Origin of the sequence: Methanobrevibacter sp. (genome assembly GCF_045112895.1) — an archaeon.
GTDB lineage: Archaea > Methanobacteriota > Methanobacteria > Methanobacteriales > Methanobacteriaceae > Methanocatella.
This window is the reverse complement of sequence record NZ_JBGUIH010000019.1, coordinates 47,567-65,563: the sequence shown is the minus strand read 5'-3', so window position 1 is coordinate 65,563 and position 17,997 is coordinate 47,567. Positions and strand designations below refer to the sequence as shown.

The window sequence follows — 17,997 nt, the reverse complement described above, 5'->3', positions numbered from 1 at the left end:
CTTAATAATATTTCCTTCAATAATCATTTAACCATCTCTACCCCGATAACTCTTTTAATAAGGTCATTTATTTGATCAGATGATCCTCCTGCGGACCCATCTTTATCAGGTATTTCAATTATCATTGGTAATACATCAGAACCAATTTTCCTATTAATATGCTCTCTTATTTCATTTGCCATTAACTGTGTTATGATAATAATTGAAATCTCGTCTTCTAAAAATTTATCAAAAGCTGCAATAGCTTCTTCAGAAGTATTGACTACTTCTGCCTTCTTGACACCACCAAGTCTAAATCCAGATACAGTGTCAATATCACCAATAATTGCTACTGAACTCATATTAACATCTCCATGATTTTAGAATTAGGGAAGTCTGCTTCTCTTTTCGCTCTTGCAATAATTTTTAAATTTTTAATTTCGTTTTCTTTTTGACTTAAATAACCAATAATTGGACCAATACCTAATGGTTTTTTAACAGCTAAAGATTTTGAATAATCGGAAGCGTAAACATCCAATGCTTTTTCAAATACTGCAACAGAACCTGTTTCATTGTAAACAGGCATTGCATCAGTCAAAGCTTCAGCATATTTTGTTCCTTCCAATCCGGATATTACGTTTGTAACATCAGGGGATTCCATTAAATCTTTAAGTTTCCATTCACGTAATTGGTATCCTTCTTCTAATATATAAGGAGAGATTGCATCATAATCAAGGCCATCTTCTTTAGCCCTTATAATTAGTTTAAGATTAGCTACATCAACTTGAGTTCCAACATAGGAATATAAAATTTGTTTATTTTCATCAGAAGGAACATCAGTGGAACGTAGTAATTTGCTTAAATAATATTTATCTAATGCAGATTCTAACGGAAGAACCATATTAGTGTCTTCATATTGTGGAAGAGCATCTTCTAAAGCTTGAGCATATTCAGTGCCGTCTAAACTTGTAACAATATCAGTTACACTTTCAGCATCGACTAAAGATTCCAAATCGCTGTATAAAGATCCGCAAGGAATTAATAATTCTTTGGTTTCTTCAGCGGAAAGACCTACTTCTTTTGCAGTTAAAAGACTTTTGATATTATCAATGTCAGCCTTTTTAGACATTACAACAAAAGGATCTTTAATATCTTTAGGAGCTAATCTTGCAACAAAGTCATAAGTATTAGCACGTTCAACATCTAAAGCTTTGTCAAGTGGATATTCGTCTAAAACATCCGCATATTCAGGAATACCTTTGAGATAGTTTTCAACTTCTTCGACATTGCTGGTTTCAACAATTTCAGAAATTTGTTTTTCGTCAAATAATCTTCCTTTTCTGGCTCTTACTCTTGCACTTGGATTAAGATAAGGATAAATGTCCAAAATTGGTCTAGATGTAATGATTACGACTACTGCACCAACAACAAGCAATGCAATAACACAAAAGACTAGGAAAGTGTCTTGTGTAAGTCCTACAGAACTTATTAAGGTAGCAATTTCATCTGCCATAATTTATCCTCCTAATTATTTAAATAAAACGTCAGCAACTTCACTACGTAAGATACTTTTATATCTTTCTAATCTTGCTTCAATAGTATTATTTACTTCAATATCCCCATTGCTTGTTTTCAATACAGCTCCACCAATAACATCGATTGGTTCGCCTAATTTGAATTTGATTCCTTCTATTTCAAAAGAATCTCCTGAGGATATTCCTTCTTTAAATGCGTTTGTGTCAGCTTCATTTAATTGAATAATTAAATCATCACTGCCGAGTTCATCAGCAGCTTCTTTAATCATTTTACTTAATGAATTCTTATATTCGTCGCCACCTTCAGCGGCCTTTTCTTTTAGCTCACCAGTAGCTTGACTAAAAGCCGCTTCGATAACATCTTCTTTAGCGTCTAATTTTGCTCTACGAGCATTCATCTTAGCTTCAGAGATAATTTGCTGATATCTCATCTCAGATTGTTTTTTACCGTTTTCTTTAATTTTTGTTGCTTCCACTTCAGCAGTCTTTTCAGCTTTTGCTTGGATTGCTGAAACTTCTGCATTAGCATCTTGAATGATTACATCAGCTTTCCCTTGGGCTTCAGACATAATGCTTGAAACAATTTTATCTGTGCCTGAGCTCATATAAATTGCCTCCTTAACCTAAGATTCCACCGAATACCATAAGTAAAATAGCAATCAAGAAACCGTAAATAGCTTGTGTCTCTGGTAACGCTGAGAAAATAATACCACGAGCAAACATATCATTGTCTTCTACAATAGCACCGACAGAGGATGCTGCTGCCATACCTTGTCCCATACCGGAACCTAAACCAGCAAATCCGATGGATGCACCTACACCGATAGCTACAATACCTGCTTCGGTAGGTAATCCTTGTCCTCCACCTAATAATCCTGAGAATACTAATAATAAGATTGCAACCAAGAACCCATAAATAGCCTGAGTTTCTGGTAATGCAGAGAAAATAATACCTCTTGCAAACATGTCATTGTCTTCTGCAACTGCACCTACAGAACCAGCAGCTGCCATACCTTGCCCTAAACCGGAACCTAATCCGGCAAAACCAATTGCTACTCCAGCACCAATAGCTGCTAAAGCAGTACCTAAAGCAATTTCTACCATATTTATTCACCTTTGAAATAATATTGATTTTTTAATTTAATTTAAGATATAAATGAAAAATTTTTAATTTATTTAATTTTTGTAAATGTTCTTTTTGCTTTGAAAGCATCGAATTTTCCTCTACCTTCTTCAAAGAATTGTGCGAAGAACTCTACATAGTTAAGACGTAAAGCGTTAATAAATGCACCTAACACTTGGAAAGCGAAGTTTGCGATATGACCAAATATGAATACGATTACTGCAAGTACAATTCCTGCAAATGGAACCATTTGATCAAGCATTTGCGCTAAGATGTTTACGGTCATAGCAATACCGCCTGTAGCTAAACATAATGCTAAAAGACGAGCAAATGATAAAACATCACCCAAGAATCCGAAGATATCCATTAATCCAAATGCACCATTAGCCCAAATTAATATTCCAATAGCTGCAATTATTAAAATTGCTCCTAATGCCATACCAATCATGCCGATTGCAGGCATCATAAATCCTAATACAAGGAAAATTAATCCGGCTTCAAATACAAACCAACAAATTTGGGATCCTAAAGCTTCTTTAGTCCTTCCGTATCTTAAGTTGTTAATAGCACCTAATATAAATCCGATATTAACGTATATTAAACCAACAGCAATAGCTATTATTAAAATGGTTTCAGGATGTTTAAATGCTTCAACTGGAGCGAATACGGTTGGCAAACGGAAACCAGCAATTCTTTCCGGGAAGTCCCCGATAAAACCATTGGTTATCAAACCCAGTACAACGGCCCACAGACCAGACCAGATTAGGATCCAACCAAAGGAATGCATTGATTCTTTGATTTTTCCAACACCTTTCAATAATACTACACCAATAGCCGCTACAACCAAACCATATACTGCATCGGTTAAACAGAAACCGAAGAAGAATGGGAAAGTAATCGCAACAAATATTGTTGGATCAATCGCATTGTAACGTACTGGAGCGTACATATCTACGAGGTATTCGAAAGGTTTTGCATACCATCCGTTTTGTTGTAGAATAGGAACATTTTCATCATCAGTACCTTCAACTTCAATTGTTTCAAAGGCACAATGTCCGTCAGAACTTTTTTCAACAATTTGTTCAACTTTTTCAGTATCTTCAACAGGTACCCATGCTTCAAGTACATAAGCATCATTAGTTTGAACAAAAGAGGAAAGGATTTCGTTCTTTTCTTTTTCATTTTCTAATTGTTCTTTGAGAGCCAATATTTCATCATCCCATTGTTCAGCAACTGCTCTTAATTCCTTTTTAACAGAATCGCGTTCTGATTCAATGGTTAATAATCTGGAATCAGCTTTTGAAATAATATGTTGAGGAGTACCTTCAACGTCACCTACTTCAATTTTCTCAAAGTCGTATTTACGAAGTGTTGAATAAACATCATCACTAAATTCCTTCAATGTCACTACGGTGATAATCTCTCCGTCATCATCATCCATAGGAACAGTAAATACTTCTAATTCGTCTGTCAATTTACTTAATTCATTTTTGATTTCTGAAGCAGATTCAGCGTTAATCCTACCAACAGTAGTAGAAGTGTACTTAGAATCTTTTAAAAGAGCTAAATCCATGTCAAAATTAGATAAACGATTAGCCAAACTTTTATTAGACTGTAGTTCACTTGTTTCAGTGTCGAGTGCGGATAATTTTTCTTCAATTACGCTTGTTTTACTCTCAACTTGTGCTAAAGTATCTTCAGCTTGTTTAATGAATGTTGGAGTATCTAACTTTTCAATTTCTTTTTGAACCGGCAAATCTGGACTAACAAAAGACATTATCAAGTCTTTTATCCCATGGCCTTCAGATAAAGAGTTTCCTAGTAGTTCAGATATACCATTTGTTTTCATTAAGAGTGAAGATAATTTACCAGTGTAAGGACTAGCTTTTGAAGAAGTTACTAATTCCGCTAATTCAGGATCTTGCTGAATGCTTTCAGAAATATCACTGACTTGTATGAGCCCTGATTCGTGGAGAGCATCCACTGTAGGAGCTACATACTTTTCCAGTGTAACAATTCTAATTTTACGCATTCTAGCTGTCTTGAACATATAAACTCACACTACAATATATTTTTGACAATAATAGAAGCCGCATCATCAACATTTGCCATAGCTTTGTCTTTTAAGGCTTTAACTTCGCCTTTGGACTTTTCAGCAATAGTTTGCGCTTCTTTTTTAGCCTCATCTTCTTTCACAAAAATAGAATTTTTAGCTTCTTCTTCTGCCGCAATTTTAGCTTCGGAAACAACTTCCTCCGCCTTTAATCTTGATTCAGCAATCAAATCTTTAGATTGCACTTGTGAATCAATAATAAGTTGCTCAGCATCAGCTTCAGCTTTTTTTATCATTGCGATTGCGTCTGATATCTCTGCCATAATTAATCACCATGGTGTATTTATTTTTGTTGGGGAATATATATATCTTTTACTATTTAAGATTGGTAAAAATAGCTGAAATTTAAATTTGAATAAAAAAATGTATTTAAAAGATAAAATTTAGATTAAAAGAATAAACAAAAAAAAGAATAAAAGAAAAATAGTTTATCTATAGAACCATTTCAAAATATTAGGCGGTAACTTCTGCAAATAAGCAAGGACTGCTATTGCAATAATGATAAGACCCACAATAACTAACTCTAAATTATATGGAAAATCCAATAACATATATCCTGCAACACTTATAACAATTCCTTCAAAAAAGAAAACTGCCTTGGTCCAACTAGGATTATACATGATTATCAAATATGCAATTCCAATTAGTATCAATATGATTGCAGTTGCAATAACATCATTTGTTAAGGTTTCATGCCTTAAAATTGGTGATAAACCCCAAGCAATCAACATTAAAGCCAATGCCGCGCCCAATAATTTAAACATTTTAACATTTGCCATAATAACACTACTTTTAGTATCTATCTCATAATATTTATATCATTTTATACAAATTTAGCAATATGGAACGGGCAGTTTGGATAATCTTAAACAAAAATTTTTCACTAACCTTGGATGGTGAAATTAAAAACAACAAAGTTACAGATAGGAAATTCTCACCCGGAAGCGACATCTGGACAGACGAACTTCCACGCTTAGGATTCAGTGATGAACAAGCTCAAAAGGATTACGATGAATTTATCAGCGATGTTCTAACTTTATTTTCAGAGCCTAGTGCTGATAAAGTCTTCATTGATGCAAAAATAGGTGAAGAATCCGAATATCTCTATTCTAAAAATCCTTTAGTAATCAGGAAAATAGAAGAGTATAGCGTAGATGAAATCATAGAATAGAAGTGGCCTTCTTCAATACTTCATCCATGCTAGTGAACTCTAAAGGATTCCCTTCATCATCGACCTTTTCTGTTGTAATCAATACATGCGGAGAAGCCCATAGATAGGAATATGTGAAATAAGCTACATTTACAAAGAGCAATGGGGCGAAATAACCTAATGCAATGATTAAACAAACTGCATGGATTAAAACATTGCCCACCCTTCTTCTTCTCAATAAAATAAACGTGTCGTCCTCATCAAGGAGTTTGAATTTTTTTAAGGACAATTCCTGAGACATGTTTTCCATATCCTTTGAATTATCCGCACCCAAAATATAAAGCTTCATTTTAATCCATATAGACAACGAATTCATCCAATTCCTTTCTTGGAGTATCACGAGGTTCGGCATTTCCATAGCCTAATGGTGTGAACAATACTGCCTCTTCGTTTTCGTCCAAGTTTAAAAATTGATGAGCCTTATTTTTCTTAAATGCCCCAATATAACATGTTCCAAGACCTACGTCGGTAGCTGCAAGAATCATGTGATCCATTACAATTGTTGCATCGATATCTGCAATGTTTTTGCCATCCCAAGGCCTTGTCCAAGCCTTATCCCTTAGGGATACAACACATAACACATAAGGCGCTTCGACAAACCAGCTGGCGCCATAAATCTCGGATAGTTCATCTTTATGTTTTTTAGTGTCAATCACATAAACTTTGAACGGCTGATAGTTTACCCCTGTAGGAGCTAATGTGGCCGCTTTTAGGACATATTCCAATTTCTCGTCTTCAACTTCCTTATCCAAGTATCCTCTAACACTGTACCTTTCATTAATGACATCTATAAATTCCATATTACCTACCACTTTTATAAATTACATCATCTAAATCACAGAATTTTCTAAATTCCTCTTCTTCCATATTTTCTTCATGAATATGGGCAATTATGCCTGGAATCCTGCCCACAATAAACACACCCAATCCTAAATCTGGAGTAAAACCCAAATCTGATAGGATTGCTGCATTTGCACCATCAACATTGAGTCTGATGTGCTTTTTCTCATATATTAAATCTTCAACAGCAAATGCTAATTTGATATGGGGCCCGATAAAACCTTCCTTTATGGCAAGCTCCATTAATTTTTCGGCTCTCGGATCAACATTATGATACCTATGGCCGAATCCAGGTATTTTCTTATCACCCAATACATATTCATTGTATATGTCAATAGCCAAACTGGCAATTTGCTTATTGTCGATGTCAGAATCTTCAGTAATATATAATGAAGAAATTTTTGATTGGTATAATTCCATTGCTCTTTCAATAGCTCCCGCATGCTTATGTCCAAAAGACAATAATGCTCCGGCAACTGCAGAGTTCATCGGTGAGCCTGAAGATGCTACAAGGCGAGCGGTTTGAGTACTAGGTGGTGTTACACCATGATCGCAGAATGAGACCAACACATGATTGAACATTTTACCCTCTTCAGGTGAAGGCAATCTTCCTTTCAAAAGTAAAAAGATCATGTCGCTATATCTAATTTTTTCAATCAAATCTCGTTGATTATAGCCCCGAGTTACGATTTTATCCGTTTCAACTCTTGTAATGGCTGTCTTTAAACAATGCGAATTCACTCTAAAATTATTTTCTTGCATTTTTCATACCCTTTTGTTTATTAATTAAAAATTAGCTAAATGAATATATAAATATTTACAATTTTATTGTTGCCACTCTTGGCTCGACAAAACATGACGGCCTTACTGACACTATTCGAACACCGCTAGCCCTTTGGTTTCCGATATTGAGGTATGTTCCTAAAACTGTAGTCTTTCCGCCGAAACCTAACGGCCCTATGCCTGTTTGGTTTAGCCTATCTGTTATAAATCGCTCATGTTCACTTTGGCAATCCAAATTTCCATAAGCAATTGATTTTAAAAGGAGCGAAGTTGCCTCAAAATGTGTTCTTCCAATGCCGATAGCTGGAATTGAAGGAGTGCATCCTAACATTTTCAATGACTCCTCAAGCCATCCGCAAGCCGCATCCACTACATTTTCAAAAGATCTTTTATGATAAACCCTATATGTCTTTGCCCTTATTTCAGGTCCTCCCCCTTCAAGTAGAAAATGTAGATTTAATGTATCCGAACTAATGTCCCTTCTGTATGTGGACTCGTCATTTGCGCTGTCAATTAAGATAGATGCCGGGCGAAGCATCCCTGGCCTTTCATATAGACCTTTACTTTGTTCAATTCTTTCAATTTCATTGCCTTTCACGGCCATTGGCCTTGCCGGAAGATTATTCAAACCCAAGGCAATTCCATGATGAATCTGATTTAGAAGTTCGCCTGAAATTTCCCTATCTTCACCGATTTCAATAATGACATGGGGAATTCCTGTATCATCACATAGAGGAAATTCTGTCTTTTGAGCGACCTGATAGTTTTCCAGAATTTGTTCCAATGCCCATTTTGCATTAGCATTGTCTTCAGTTTCGATAGCTCTTCTTAACGCATTTAATTTATCGCATGAAAGAGTGGTTGACGCTTTAATAATGGTTTTTGAAATATCCTCTAAAATATCCATAAAATCACTCAGGTATAGACAAATCATCAGATTCATTTGGAGAAACAATTGCATCCGGATAATACTCATCAATCATCCTTTTAACAAGCAATACCTGTTTTATGCGAGCTATTGCTTCTTTTTCTGTGGTGTCCCAGTTATGATTGGCTGCAACAGAGCCTCCAGTTTTTAAATAGACAGGTGCTGCAACCCTAATAAATTTTGGAACTTCATAATGCCTTATGAAACCTCCAGTGGATTTTGGATTTTCAGTATGAAGATCTATAGTCATGTCACATGCATCCCTAATTGCCGCGATCATTGGAATCTGCAAGTCCCTTACGGGATTTAAGGAATCAAGTCCCTGAGATTCCAATAGCTTTGCTGAAGCCGGATTTGAGTGACCCGCATGGGCGGATAATTTGAAATGAACATTTTCTGGTATTTCACCTTCTGCCCTCATTTTATTTAAAGCCCAAAGCAGACCCTCATCATATAATAGGATTCCACGAACTCCCAACCGGCAGGCCCTCTTAACATCCTCAATTGCATAAACTAAATTATCATAACCTCTTAGCCTATATCCAATCCTACTTCCCTCTTTAGTTTGAACTGTAGCGGAGGTATCATATGTTGCTCTTGGACCCACAGCTAAAAACAGCTCACATCTATAGTTTTTAGCCAAATCCACCATCTTTTTGATTTCATCATCAGTTAACAGCATGATTCCCTTTGTTTGGGTAATGCGATGTATGAAAACATTCTGCTTTACGGATTCCTTTAAAAGGGCGCTCATGGTTTTAGGGGATTGGATGCCCGGAACTTCGAAGCGGTATTGTCCCCCATCATCAAAACGTTTGGTTGATTCGTAATCCTCACCAACTTCATTTATGCCAATCTCTTTAAGGAATTTCTTTGTATTCTCCATGGTATCTACTCATTTAATTTACGGACAACATAATTCATTGTATAATCTTCAATTGAATCTATGACAGTCAAATTCTTAACATTATAATTGGGATTTAAACCCTTGAATTTGTCGATTAAATCTCTAAGTTGCAATGGATTTTCAAAATCTCCTTTAGGAAGCAATGTGATATTCTGAAAAATTCCATTTCTGAAAGTATCGTCTAATTTGATAATGACATTTGACGGCCGTTTAGATGGATACAGCTTGTTCAAATCATCATCAGATATTAAAATCATTCCTCTTGCCAGATTTTTAATGCTGTTTACCTTATCGACAGTGGAATAATTGTCCAAAAGGCCGAATTCGATTAGTTGGTTTATGTCATCAACACTAACTTCGCCAACAACTAAAGAAATCGCAACAGCATAAGGAAGGCTTTGCTTCAACTCCTCTATGTTTTTAGGATTAAAATTATTGTGTTCGGCTGCAACAGAGTATGTTTTAACGGCTATATTTTGAATATGGTCGTATTCATCCCCAATACTGGCCTTCAATTTTAATGCAGTGTCTATTGATGAATGGAGATGTCTGCAGAACGGATACTTTTTAAAGTAAATATCGCGAACTCTGACTTTGCCGATGTCTTTCAATACAGTTTCCAGAGAAAAATTCTCCAGTTCCACATCATTATCAAGGACCATTGCTTTTAAGAACCCTTCATCACCTTCAAAAATAGTTGCACTTCCAGTGAAACCGTTTCTTGCCAGAAATGCTGATAAAATTCCATTATATGATGCCTTGCCTGCATGCAACACTTTGCCCATGGATCCCCCATGGTCTGATTCCAAAAGACCTGCCGCCTGGGTTCCGCATAAACCTAATGCATTCAGAATTTGACCTTCATCAAGTTTTAATAGTTTAGATGCTACAACACCTGCAATGAATGTGCCTATGGTTCCTGTTGTGTGGAAACCCTTGTTCCTATGTTCCGGATTAACTATTTGACCCAATAGGATTCCAACCTCATATCCGACAACAACCCCCTCTAGAAATTCCTTTCCGGTGAGATTATATGCTTCTGAGATTGCTAGTGCTGTGGGAAAGATAATGGCTCCCAAATGTATTTGAGCGCCTCTATGACCATCATCCAATTCCAAAACATGTGCCGCAACACTATTTACGAAAGCGGCGCTTAGAATATCTGTCTTTATGCCAGTCCCAATAACGGATGCCTTTAAATTAGAATTGAAGTTTCCTGAAAATATTTCTTCAACAGTGTTTAAAGCAATTTCTGAAGCCTTTTCGTCCATTCCACGATAGGTTACTCCAAAAAAGTCTAAAAAAGCAGCTTTAACCGTGGTGAGTGATTCTACAGTTGCCTGTTCATAGCGATAGTTTGAAATAAATTTAGAAATATTTTGCAAAAACATAAAACACCTACAATAATATATGTGGAAAGTAGTATTAAAATTGTTAAGTTATGGATTAGATTAATGGAATCTTTCAACTTAAACTGCAGGAACACCAGTTAAAACAAGCACAATATGGGCAACAATAGCCGCACCATAATAAGTTGATGCAATGACCAGGATAGTTATGATAACCGCTCTCCAACCAAGAGCCTTGAATTCATCCCAGCTTTTACCCATACCAATACCCACATATGCCAAAAATACTGTAACGATAGATAAAAGCTCAACTTGTGAAACATATTTCAGCACAAAATCAGATGTCGGCATTCCTGGGAAAGCTATTATGATGCCTATAACGCTTATATAAAGAATTGAAGAAATGTTGAATGGGAGTTCCCTTTCCATCCATACTCCAATAAGAGTAACGACTGATAAAATTGCCATACCAACTAATGAATCGTACATTGGATGCTTGTATCCCAAATAATTTCCGACGACAGTAATAATTGAAAATATGATTAATAGAAGAATCCAATTAAAGATACCATGAACAGAAACGTTTTCAGATCCATCAATCAAATCAGTCATTATTCATCCTCCTTTTTCTGTACTAAAGGTTCCTTTCCAATTTTAGGTTCCAACCAATCATATATCCTTTCTGTCAATGGAAGAGCGACAAATATCACAATATAGATTCCCACACAGAATGAAAGCAAATTACTGAATCCTGCAAACGCTTCAATTTGAGTTTCCATGCCCGGAAATGCCGCTAAAGTCGGGCCGATTGCAGCAGCATTCATACTGGCACTACCAACACCGCTTGCCATAGCATATGCATAAGGGTGGAGCGGTATGAATGATAATGAGAAAGTGACTAAAAAGCTAATAAATATTGTACCTATTACAGTACCGATAATGAATATTGCGAATACTCCCCTTGATTCGGGAGAATTAAAACCAAATTTATCAACAACAACAGCTACGTTAGGTTCCCTTCCAATAGAGTTTGTCATACCGATAGCTTCCCTTTTGAATCCTAAAAGAAGTGCAATAGGAAGAACTAAAATTGTTGCCAAGTGCCCCAACTCCTGCAATATCAATGCGGGACCCATATCAAAAATCAAACTTATTGATTGGCCACTGGAAACAGCCAATTTCGCAATTAAAACTCCTATGAAAAGCATCATTGCTCCTTCCGCAATACGTGCCTGTTTTCTTTGAATCCATTTAATTGGTTTGGCTAAATAAAAAGCAAGGCCCAGAATGATTGTATATATTAGGGGCATTATTGTAATTGCAACATCTTTTGCAATCGGAATTTTTTTAGTCCCAATCAATTCGGCAATGATTACTAAAAAAAGTACAGTAACGTGTAAACGATAATCCCTCCAAGGGTTTTTCTTTAGAATACGCTTATCCGTTTTTTCCCTGTAGATATGCTCTACCTGTCCATCATTGCCCTTCGTTGGAATAATAACAAACCCCGCGTAGTTTTAAAAAATTTACTGAAATTTCAGTATATACTATTAATTTCCTTAAACATCATATTTAAATTGATAGCATTTAATTTAAAAAAATTCACTAAATGAGAATAAAAAATGGTAATACTCTTCATAAAATAAGAAGTTATTTGGTGAAAATCATGCGACAAAGAGGTTTTGAAAGATGCCTTCTTGCTGAAACTGGAGTTTCATAAAATATGCCATTTTTCAAATCGCGACTAATTTTAACAGGAACCTTATCATCAGACTCGATTTTTCTTCCACATTTTTTACATTTGAATCCTTTGTTTTTGCCTGCAGAAGTCATTCTTTTTCCACATTCACAAATGGGATTCTTATATTCTATATCATTTAATTCAATTACTTGAAACTTCTCGATATTGAATGTATTCTGCTCACCAATACCCCCATAAACCTTGATAATGTCTCCGGGACGCAAATGTGAAACGACCTTTCTGAAGTTCTTTGTCGGTTCATAGGCCCCACATTCAATCTCACCCGATTCGTCTTTAATGAAAAAGAACATGTGCCCCCCATCAATAATTGTAGGCCTGTTCTTAACTTCGCCAACAACATAATAGCATCCAAATTGATTCATGGATGCAATATTTTCCGCTTTCTGAATATGCATATCGGTATGTTGGTTTGTCTTAAAAATGCACCAATCAACAATAGGTTCCTCAACTTGAACAATTTCTTTTGCTTTTTTTAGAGACTCAACAGTGTTGGATCTGATTCCATATAACACGGGACATGGTGTTTTAGGTTCAATTGCGATATAGCCCTCCGAATAATCAATATTTTCAAAAGTGTCGGGGAAAGTTTCTTTATCCATTCTATAAACCGATTCATAATCGATTTGACGTTTGGTTCCATAGTTTTTAGAATCCCTATATGCAAGCAACTCAAAAGTGAAATCGTCTAAGGGCAGGCTAATGGCAGCGATAGACCCGATAATTCCCCTGCCTTTTTTGAACTTATGAATTTCACAGCCGACAGATTTTCCAAATTCTTCAGCTTCCTCGATTGTTAAGAATTCATAAATAGCTCTGAATGCGTAATCCTGCATTTCCTTTGTAATTTCCCCATCATAAAATATTACGCCGGGATTTGTATTTTCACAATCAAACATTGACAACTTTTCAACTTCCGACAATACAATCTGCTTAGCCAGACTAACTTTATCGTCATTAGGAATTCTTAAACTAACTCCTCCATTTCCGCGTGTTTTGAATCGTGCAAATGGATTCAAACGAATTAATCTGGGATAATCTAAGAGTTCAATTCCATTATCTTCAAACTTATTAACAATTTGACTTGCCAGATATGTTGTGCACATTCCATCGGGAGAATCCGTGTCATCTATTCCAATATGTAAAATATTAATCACCTGTTAAACAAAAATATATTAGAGTTATGACAATATATATTTTAAACAAAGAGGTAATCTTATGTTAACTCGAGGAAACTTGTTGCAACAAATTGAAAATCTATTAAAATCTCAAGGTTATAAAACCTCGGATATTTATGACCAGGGTTCATTTGATTTAGTGGCAAGGAAAGACTTGTTAATACTACTTCTAAAAACTTTCTTAAATATTGATAGCATTAATGAACACAACGCTCATGAAATGAAGCAACTGGCTAATATTTTCCTAGCTTCCCCTATCATTATCGGCGAAAAATCAAGAAACGGGCTTCTTGAAGAGGGAGTGATATATGAGCGCTATGAAATTCCAACAATCAGTTTAGATACATTCAAGAACATGATTCTATACAAGGAGTATCCCGAAATTTTAGCAGACCGTGGAGGATACTTTGTTAAAATTGACGGCAATGTCATAAAACAGTACCGTGACGAATATTCAATGTCCCTGAAAGATTTGGCTAGCCTAGCCCATGTGTCTCGCGCTACAATGTACAAATATGAAAATGGAATCGTCCGTGCAAATGCTGAAACCGCAATGATTTTAGAAGAGATATTGAATACGAAAGTTACCCTCGATATTGATTTGCTAAAACAACCTCAAAATGAAAACATTGAATATACTGATGATGTTAATGACTTGCTAAAATTAGGTTATGGTGTTTTATCAACAAATAAGAGTCCGTTTGATGCTGTTGCTAAAATGAAAAGTTCGGATAAAGATTCACCATTAATAGCGAATGTTGAAAAGAATAGAACTGAAAAAACATTGAAAAGAATGGCAATACCTCTTAAAGACTTGTCCATGGTTACAACATCCGAACCTGTTTTTATAATTAATAACGATAAGATCAAAGAATCAATCGGCACAATCCCGGTAATCAAATCCTGGGAGCTGAAAGAATTTGAAAATTCAAAAGAATTAATAAAGATGATTAAAGAGAGAAAGGAAAACTAGAGTGGTAATATGGAAAATTTACAAATTACAGGTATGGAAAACTATCCCATCAAATGGGTTTGTAACTTCAAAGGACAAAGGGCAATTGGAATTTGTGGCAGAACCCAAAAAATAGCCATGTTTGCATCAGATGAGAGAGTATCAAGAATTTTAGAGGATATTGTAATCGGAACTGATGAAGCTCAAGAGGGATACGGCTGTGAAGAAAAAGACAGATGCTGTAATTTTGAATGCGAATATTGCGAAATCTCTCCTAGACAATACCTGCAAATCACAGGCAAAAAGCCATCCAATAAAAACATAACAGATTTGATTAATGGATTAATCGATTTGAATTTATCTCTTGAAGCCGATGGCCACATTCCATTTGAGAAATATGAAGTCGTTAAGCTTTAATATTCTCTTAAAAGTGAAAAATCCTCGCTAGCTTCACTTACTTTAGCAACACCAATAGCAATCAAATCTATATAATCTATTTTTTTAAAAAAAGTGAATGCCTCTTTTGGTTGTAAAACCCCGGCCGCCAGTGCTCTGGTAGCGATAACCTTTTTATTCAATTTTAATAATTTCTGTTTAAAATCTTCTCTTTGCGCTTCATTAAATGCACTTATATCCATCATATAAGAAAGAGAATTAAAAGGAATCATGAAAAAATCAAATAAATCCATATCAAGATTTTCAGGGATTAAATCGGCAGTTCTTGATGGGAATGCTGTAACCAATCCGGAAAGGGAACCCGAATTATTAATTTCAGCCAATATTTTTGAAGTTAGCTTCCAGTCATAAGCATCGGTTATGAATTCATCAACCAGCATTACCGGACAGTCATAAGAAGAAAATAACTCAATATCTTCATCCCAATCAACCTCTTTTGCAACTTCATAATTGGGATTTAAGTAATCGACATCTGATTTGCCGATTGTGGCAATCACTTTCATCTCACATCCTTCATCACAAGCAATATCATAAGCTTTAAGCAGATTAGGGTCATTGACTAAATTTATTGCCCGGACTCCCTGATTATATGATTCCACTATTACTTCAGCAATGTTTTGAGGATTAATATATAAATCATCATGATAAAGTCTTGATCTGTGGCCAAAATAAAGTTCCGCCATGAATGGACCATATCCCAATATCGTTTGAGGTATTGATTTACCTTTATATTCCAAATCCTCAAAAAACATATTATCACTACTCTTTTTCAATTACGACTGCAGTTCCATAGGTTAAAACTTCTTGCATGTTTTGAGAAATACTGTCTGAGTCCATTCTCACGGAAATTATGGCATTTGCACCCATTTCCTTTGCATGTTCAATGCATCTTTGGATTGATTCTTCCCTTGAATCCTCCATCATTGATACATATTGCTTGATTTCTCCGCCCAACAGTCCTTTAATGCCTGCACCGATATCTCCACCGATGCCTCTTGCACGTACTGTCAATCCGTATACGAATCCTTTATTTTCAACAATTTTGTATCCTGAAATATAATTTGCACTTGACATTGGAAATTCTTCCATCTTTACCATGATTATCACCTATTTATTATTGAATTCTTTGCTTATTTATAATTTTTTATGGTGCTTCCGGAATAATATTTATTTTGAAAAATCACTATTCTCTGTTAAATTTTTATTAAAATAATATTCTTTTAAATAATATAAAACACATAAACTTAAGTAATATTTATTATTAAATATTCATTTCAAATTAACAAATTATGGTGAAAAAATGAAAGTACTTATTGCTGATGCTATTAATGAAAAGGGTATTGAAAACCTAAAGGAAGTGGCCGATGTAGTCGTTAACACCAGCATTACTCCCGAAGAGTTAGCAAATACCATCCATGAATATAATGGAATTATAGTAAGAAGTCGTACAAAAGTGACTGCAGACATTATTGAAAAAGCAGACAATTTACAGATCATAGCAAGAGCTGGTGTCGGAGTAGACAACATTGACCTTGATGCCGCAACTGAAAAGGGTATTATGGTTGTCAACTCACCTGAATCCACTTCAGTTACCGTGGCTGAACATACAATGGGATTGATCTTGACTATGGCCCGTAAGATTTCCATTGCAGACAAATCTGTAAAAGAAGGCAAATGGGAAAAGAAAAGATTCATGGGTGTGGAACTTAGAAATAAAACCCTTGGTGTAATAGGAATGGGAAGAATCGGTTCTCAAGTAGTAAACAGATGTAAAGCATTTGGTATGGATGCAATGGCATATGACCCATACTTACCGGAAGAAGTTGCAAAACAGATGGGTGTTGCTTTAACCGATTTAGAAACCGTGCTCAAGAATGCAGACTTTATCACAATCCACGTACCGCTTACACCAGAAACCAAACATTCAATTTCCACCGAGCAATTTGAAATAATGAAAGACACTGCATACATTGTCAATTGTGCTCGTGGTGGAGTCATTGATGAAGAAGCATTATACGATGCTTTAGCAAATAATAAAATTGGCGGTGCCGCTCTTGATGTATATGAAGAAGAGCCACCTGCAGAAAACTCAAAATTATTCGAACTTGACAATATCGTGTTAACTCCTCACATTGCGGCTTCAACAAAAGAAGCTCAAAGAGATGCTGCAATTATCGTAGCTGATGAGATTATTGATTTGGCAAAAGGAAACACCCCTAAAAATGTATTGAATATGCCTCGTATTGACAGAGCTACTTACTCAGAATTGGCTCCATACATGGAATTATGTGAAAAATTAGGTTGTTTCATATCCCAAGGAGTTAACGGTAAAATCAAAGAAATTGAAATCATCTACAGCGGTGAACTCGCTGAAATTGACAACCTTGAAATCCTTACAAGAACCGTTATCCAAGGTGCCGTAAATCCATTCTTAAGCTCTCCTGTCAATGCAGTCAATGCAGCATTGGTTGCAAAAGACAGAGGAATCAGCATTACCGAAGGCAGGAAAAGCAATGCTAAAGGATATGAATCATTAATCAAGGTTATTGCAAAAAGTGAAGACGACGTTTTCTCAGCTGAAGGAACTCAATTGCACGAAGCAAGAATCTTAAAAGTAAATGATTACTGGGTCGATGTTATTCCTGAAGGACACATGTTTATTGCAAAATATGAGGATGTTCCGGGAAGCATTGGAAAAATCGGTACAAAATTAGGCGAACATAATGTAAACATTGGAATTATGCAAGTTGGAAGAGATGAAAAAGGCGGAAGAGCCATCATGGTTCTAACTTTAGACAAAGAAATTCCAAAAGATGTAATTAAAGAAATCCAAGCTTTAGACAATGTTTATGAAGCTAATGGATTGGAATTATAAAAAACAATTT

General features: G+C 35.6%; 22 protein-coding genes. 4 read left to right on the top strand and 18 right to left on the bottom strand.

Translation table 11 applies throughout. The features are described 5' to 3' along the window. Positions 1-23: 23 nt before the first annotated feature. The 7 genes from ACJMLD_RS04235 to ACJMLD_RS04205 all read right to left on the bottom strand — a co-directional run bounded on the left by ACJMLD_RS04235 (position 24) and on the right by ACJMLD_RS04205 (position 5,529). Complete coding sequence (locus ACJMLD_RS04235; RefSeq protein WP_405268283.1) at positions 24-341, bottom strand: V-type ATP synthase subunit F; 318 nt, start codon at positions 339-341, stop codon at positions 24-26. Further along, a complete protein-coding gene (locus ACJMLD_RS04230; RefSeq protein WP_405268281.1) occupies positions 338-1,492 on the bottom strand; it encodes a V-type ATP synthase subunit C in 1,155 nt (384 codons plus the stop codon). The genes ACJMLD_RS04235 and ACJMLD_RS04230 overlap by 4 nt, the downstream gene beginning before the upstream one ends. Positions 1,493-1,507: 15 nt before the next feature. Next, entirely contained in the window at positions 1,508-2,119 is a 612-nt protein-coding gene (locus ACJMLD_RS04225) for a V-type ATP synthase subunit E (RefSeq protein ID WP_405268279.1), read from the bottom strand. Positions 2,120-2,132: 13 nt separating this feature from the next. Continuing rightward, positions 2,133-2,618 (bottom strand): V-type ATP synthase subunit K, encoded by a 486-nt coding sequence (locus tag ACJMLD_RS04220; RefSeq protein WP_069573492.1) that lies wholly within the window; start codon positions 2,616-2,618, stop codon positions 2,133-2,135. Between the two features lie 68 nt (positions 2,619-2,686). Then, a complete protein-coding gene (locus ACJMLD_RS04215; protein ID WP_405268277.1) occupies positions 2,687-4,687 on the bottom strand; it encodes a V-type ATP synthase subunit I in 2,001 nt (666 codons plus the stop codon). An 11-nt stretch (positions 4,688-4,698) separates the two neighbouring features. Then, positions 4,699-5,013, bottom strand: a complete 315-nt coding sequence (locus tag ACJMLD_RS04210) for a V-type ATP synthase subunit H (protein WP_405268275.1) — start codon at positions 5,011-5,013, stop codon at positions 4,699-4,701. Positions 5,014-5,178: 165 nt separating this feature from the next. Next, entirely contained in the window at positions 5,179-5,529 is a 351-nt protein-coding gene (locus ACJMLD_RS04205; RefSeq protein ID WP_405268273.1) for a hypothetical protein, read from the bottom strand. Between the two features lie 62 nt (positions 5,530-5,591). On the opposite strand from ACJMLD_RS04205, the gene ACJMLD_RS04200 reads away from it, so the two are divergent. Continuing rightward, the gene (locus ACJMLD_RS04200) at positions 5,592-5,921 is read left to right on the top strand and encodes a hypothetical protein (protein ID WP_405268271.1); all 330 of its coding nucleotides are present in this window, start codon (positions 5,592-5,594) and stop codon (positions 5,919-5,921) included. On the opposite strand, the gene ACJMLD_RS04195 is transcribed toward ACJMLD_RS04200, so the two are convergent. From ACJMLD_RS04195 to ACJMLD_RS04155, 9 genes are all read right to left on the bottom strand, one after another. Continuing rightward, positions 5,911-6,249 (bottom strand): hypothetical protein, encoded by a 339-nt coding sequence (locus ACJMLD_RS04195; RefSeq protein ID WP_405268269.1) that lies wholly within the window; start codon positions 6,247-6,249, stop codon positions 5,911-5,913. The genes ACJMLD_RS04200 and ACJMLD_RS04195 overlap by 11 nt on opposite strands. Position 6,250: 1 nt before the next feature. Further along, positions 6,251-6,760 carry a nitroreductase family protein gene (locus ACJMLD_RS04190; protein ID WP_405268268.1) on the bottom strand — a complete coding sequence of 170 codons (510 nt, stop codon included), beginning with the start codon at positions 6,758-6,760 and terminating at the stop codon, positions 6,251-6,253. A 1-nt stretch (position 6,761) separates the two neighbouring features. After that, the gene (locus tag ACJMLD_RS04185) at positions 6,762-7,562 is read right to left on the bottom strand and encodes a citryl-CoA lyase (protein WP_405268266.1); all 801 of its coding nucleotides are present in this window, start codon (positions 7,560-7,562) and stop codon (positions 6,762-6,764) included. Between the two features lie 55 nt (positions 7,563-7,617). Next, positions 7,618-8,490, bottom strand: a complete 873-nt coding sequence (locus tag ACJMLD_RS04180) for a fumarate hydratase (RefSeq protein ID WP_405268264.1) — start codon at positions 8,488-8,490, stop codon at positions 7,618-7,620. Between the two features lie 4 nt (positions 8,491-8,494). Beyond that, a complete protein-coding gene (locus ACJMLD_RS04175) occupies positions 8,495-9,397 on the bottom strand; it encodes a peptidase (RefSeq protein WP_405268262.1) in 903 nt (300 codons plus the stop codon). A 5-nt stretch (positions 9,398-9,402) separates the two neighbouring features. Further along, entirely contained in the window at positions 9,403-10,809 is a 1,407-nt protein-coding gene (locus tag ACJMLD_RS04170) for an MmgE/PrpD family protein (protein ID WP_405268260.1), read from the bottom strand. Between the two features lie 78 nt (positions 10,810-10,887). Beyond that, positions 10,888-11,379 carry a hypothetical protein gene (locus ACJMLD_RS04165; protein ID WP_405268259.1) on the bottom strand — a complete coding sequence of 164 codons (492 nt, stop codon included), beginning with the start codon at positions 11,377-11,379 and terminating at the stop codon, positions 10,888-10,890. Further along, positions 11,379-12,266 carry a DUF3100 domain-containing protein gene (locus ACJMLD_RS04160; protein ID WP_405268285.1) on the bottom strand — a complete coding sequence of 296 codons (888 nt, stop codon included), beginning with the start codon at positions 12,264-12,266 and terminating at the stop codon, positions 11,379-11,381. The genes ACJMLD_RS04165 and ACJMLD_RS04160 overlap by 1 nt, the downstream gene beginning before the upstream one ends. A gap of 151 nt (positions 12,267-12,417) precedes the next feature. Continuing rightward, the gene (locus tag ACJMLD_RS04155) at positions 12,418-13,683 is read right to left on the bottom strand and encodes a DUF1743 domain-containing protein (RefSeq protein ID WP_405268257.1); all 1,266 of its coding nucleotides are present in this window, start codon (positions 13,681-13,683) and stop codon (positions 12,418-12,420) included. A 61-nt stretch (positions 13,684-13,744) separates the two neighbouring features. On the opposite strand from ACJMLD_RS04155, the gene ACJMLD_RS04150 reads away from it, so the two are divergent. Then, positions 13,745-14,677: a transcriptional regulator gene (locus ACJMLD_RS04150; RefSeq protein WP_405268255.1), complete on the top strand. Its 933-nt coding sequence runs from the start codon at positions 13,745-13,747 to the stop codon at positions 14,675-14,677. 9 nt (positions 14,678-14,686) lie between these two features. Next, positions 14,687-15,073, top strand: coding sequence for a hypothetical protein (locus ACJMLD_RS04145; protein ID WP_405268253.1), 387 nt, complete (start codon positions 14,687-14,689; stop codon positions 15,071-15,073). On the opposite strand, the gene ACJMLD_RS04140 is transcribed toward ACJMLD_RS04145, so the two are convergent. After that, positions 15,070-15,864, bottom strand: a complete 795-nt coding sequence (locus ACJMLD_RS04140; protein WP_405268252.1) for a hypothetical protein — start codon at positions 15,862-15,864, stop codon at positions 15,070-15,072. The genes ACJMLD_RS04145 and ACJMLD_RS04140 overlap by 4 nt on opposite strands. Before the next feature lie 7 nt (positions 15,865-15,871). Next, positions 15,872-16,210, bottom strand: a complete 339-nt coding sequence (locus tag ACJMLD_RS04135; RefSeq protein WP_405268251.1) for a heavy metal-binding domain-containing protein — start codon at positions 16,208-16,210, stop codon at positions 15,872-15,874. Between the two features lie 202 nt (positions 16,211-16,412). Between ACJMLD_RS04135 and serA the strand changes: the two genes are divergently transcribed. Beyond that, entirely contained in the window at positions 16,413-17,987 is a 1,575-nt protein-coding gene (gene serA, locus ACJMLD_RS04130) for a phosphoglycerate dehydrogenase (RefSeq protein WP_405268249.1), read from the top strand. The last annotated feature ends 10 nt before the right edge of the window (positions 17,988-17,997 follow it).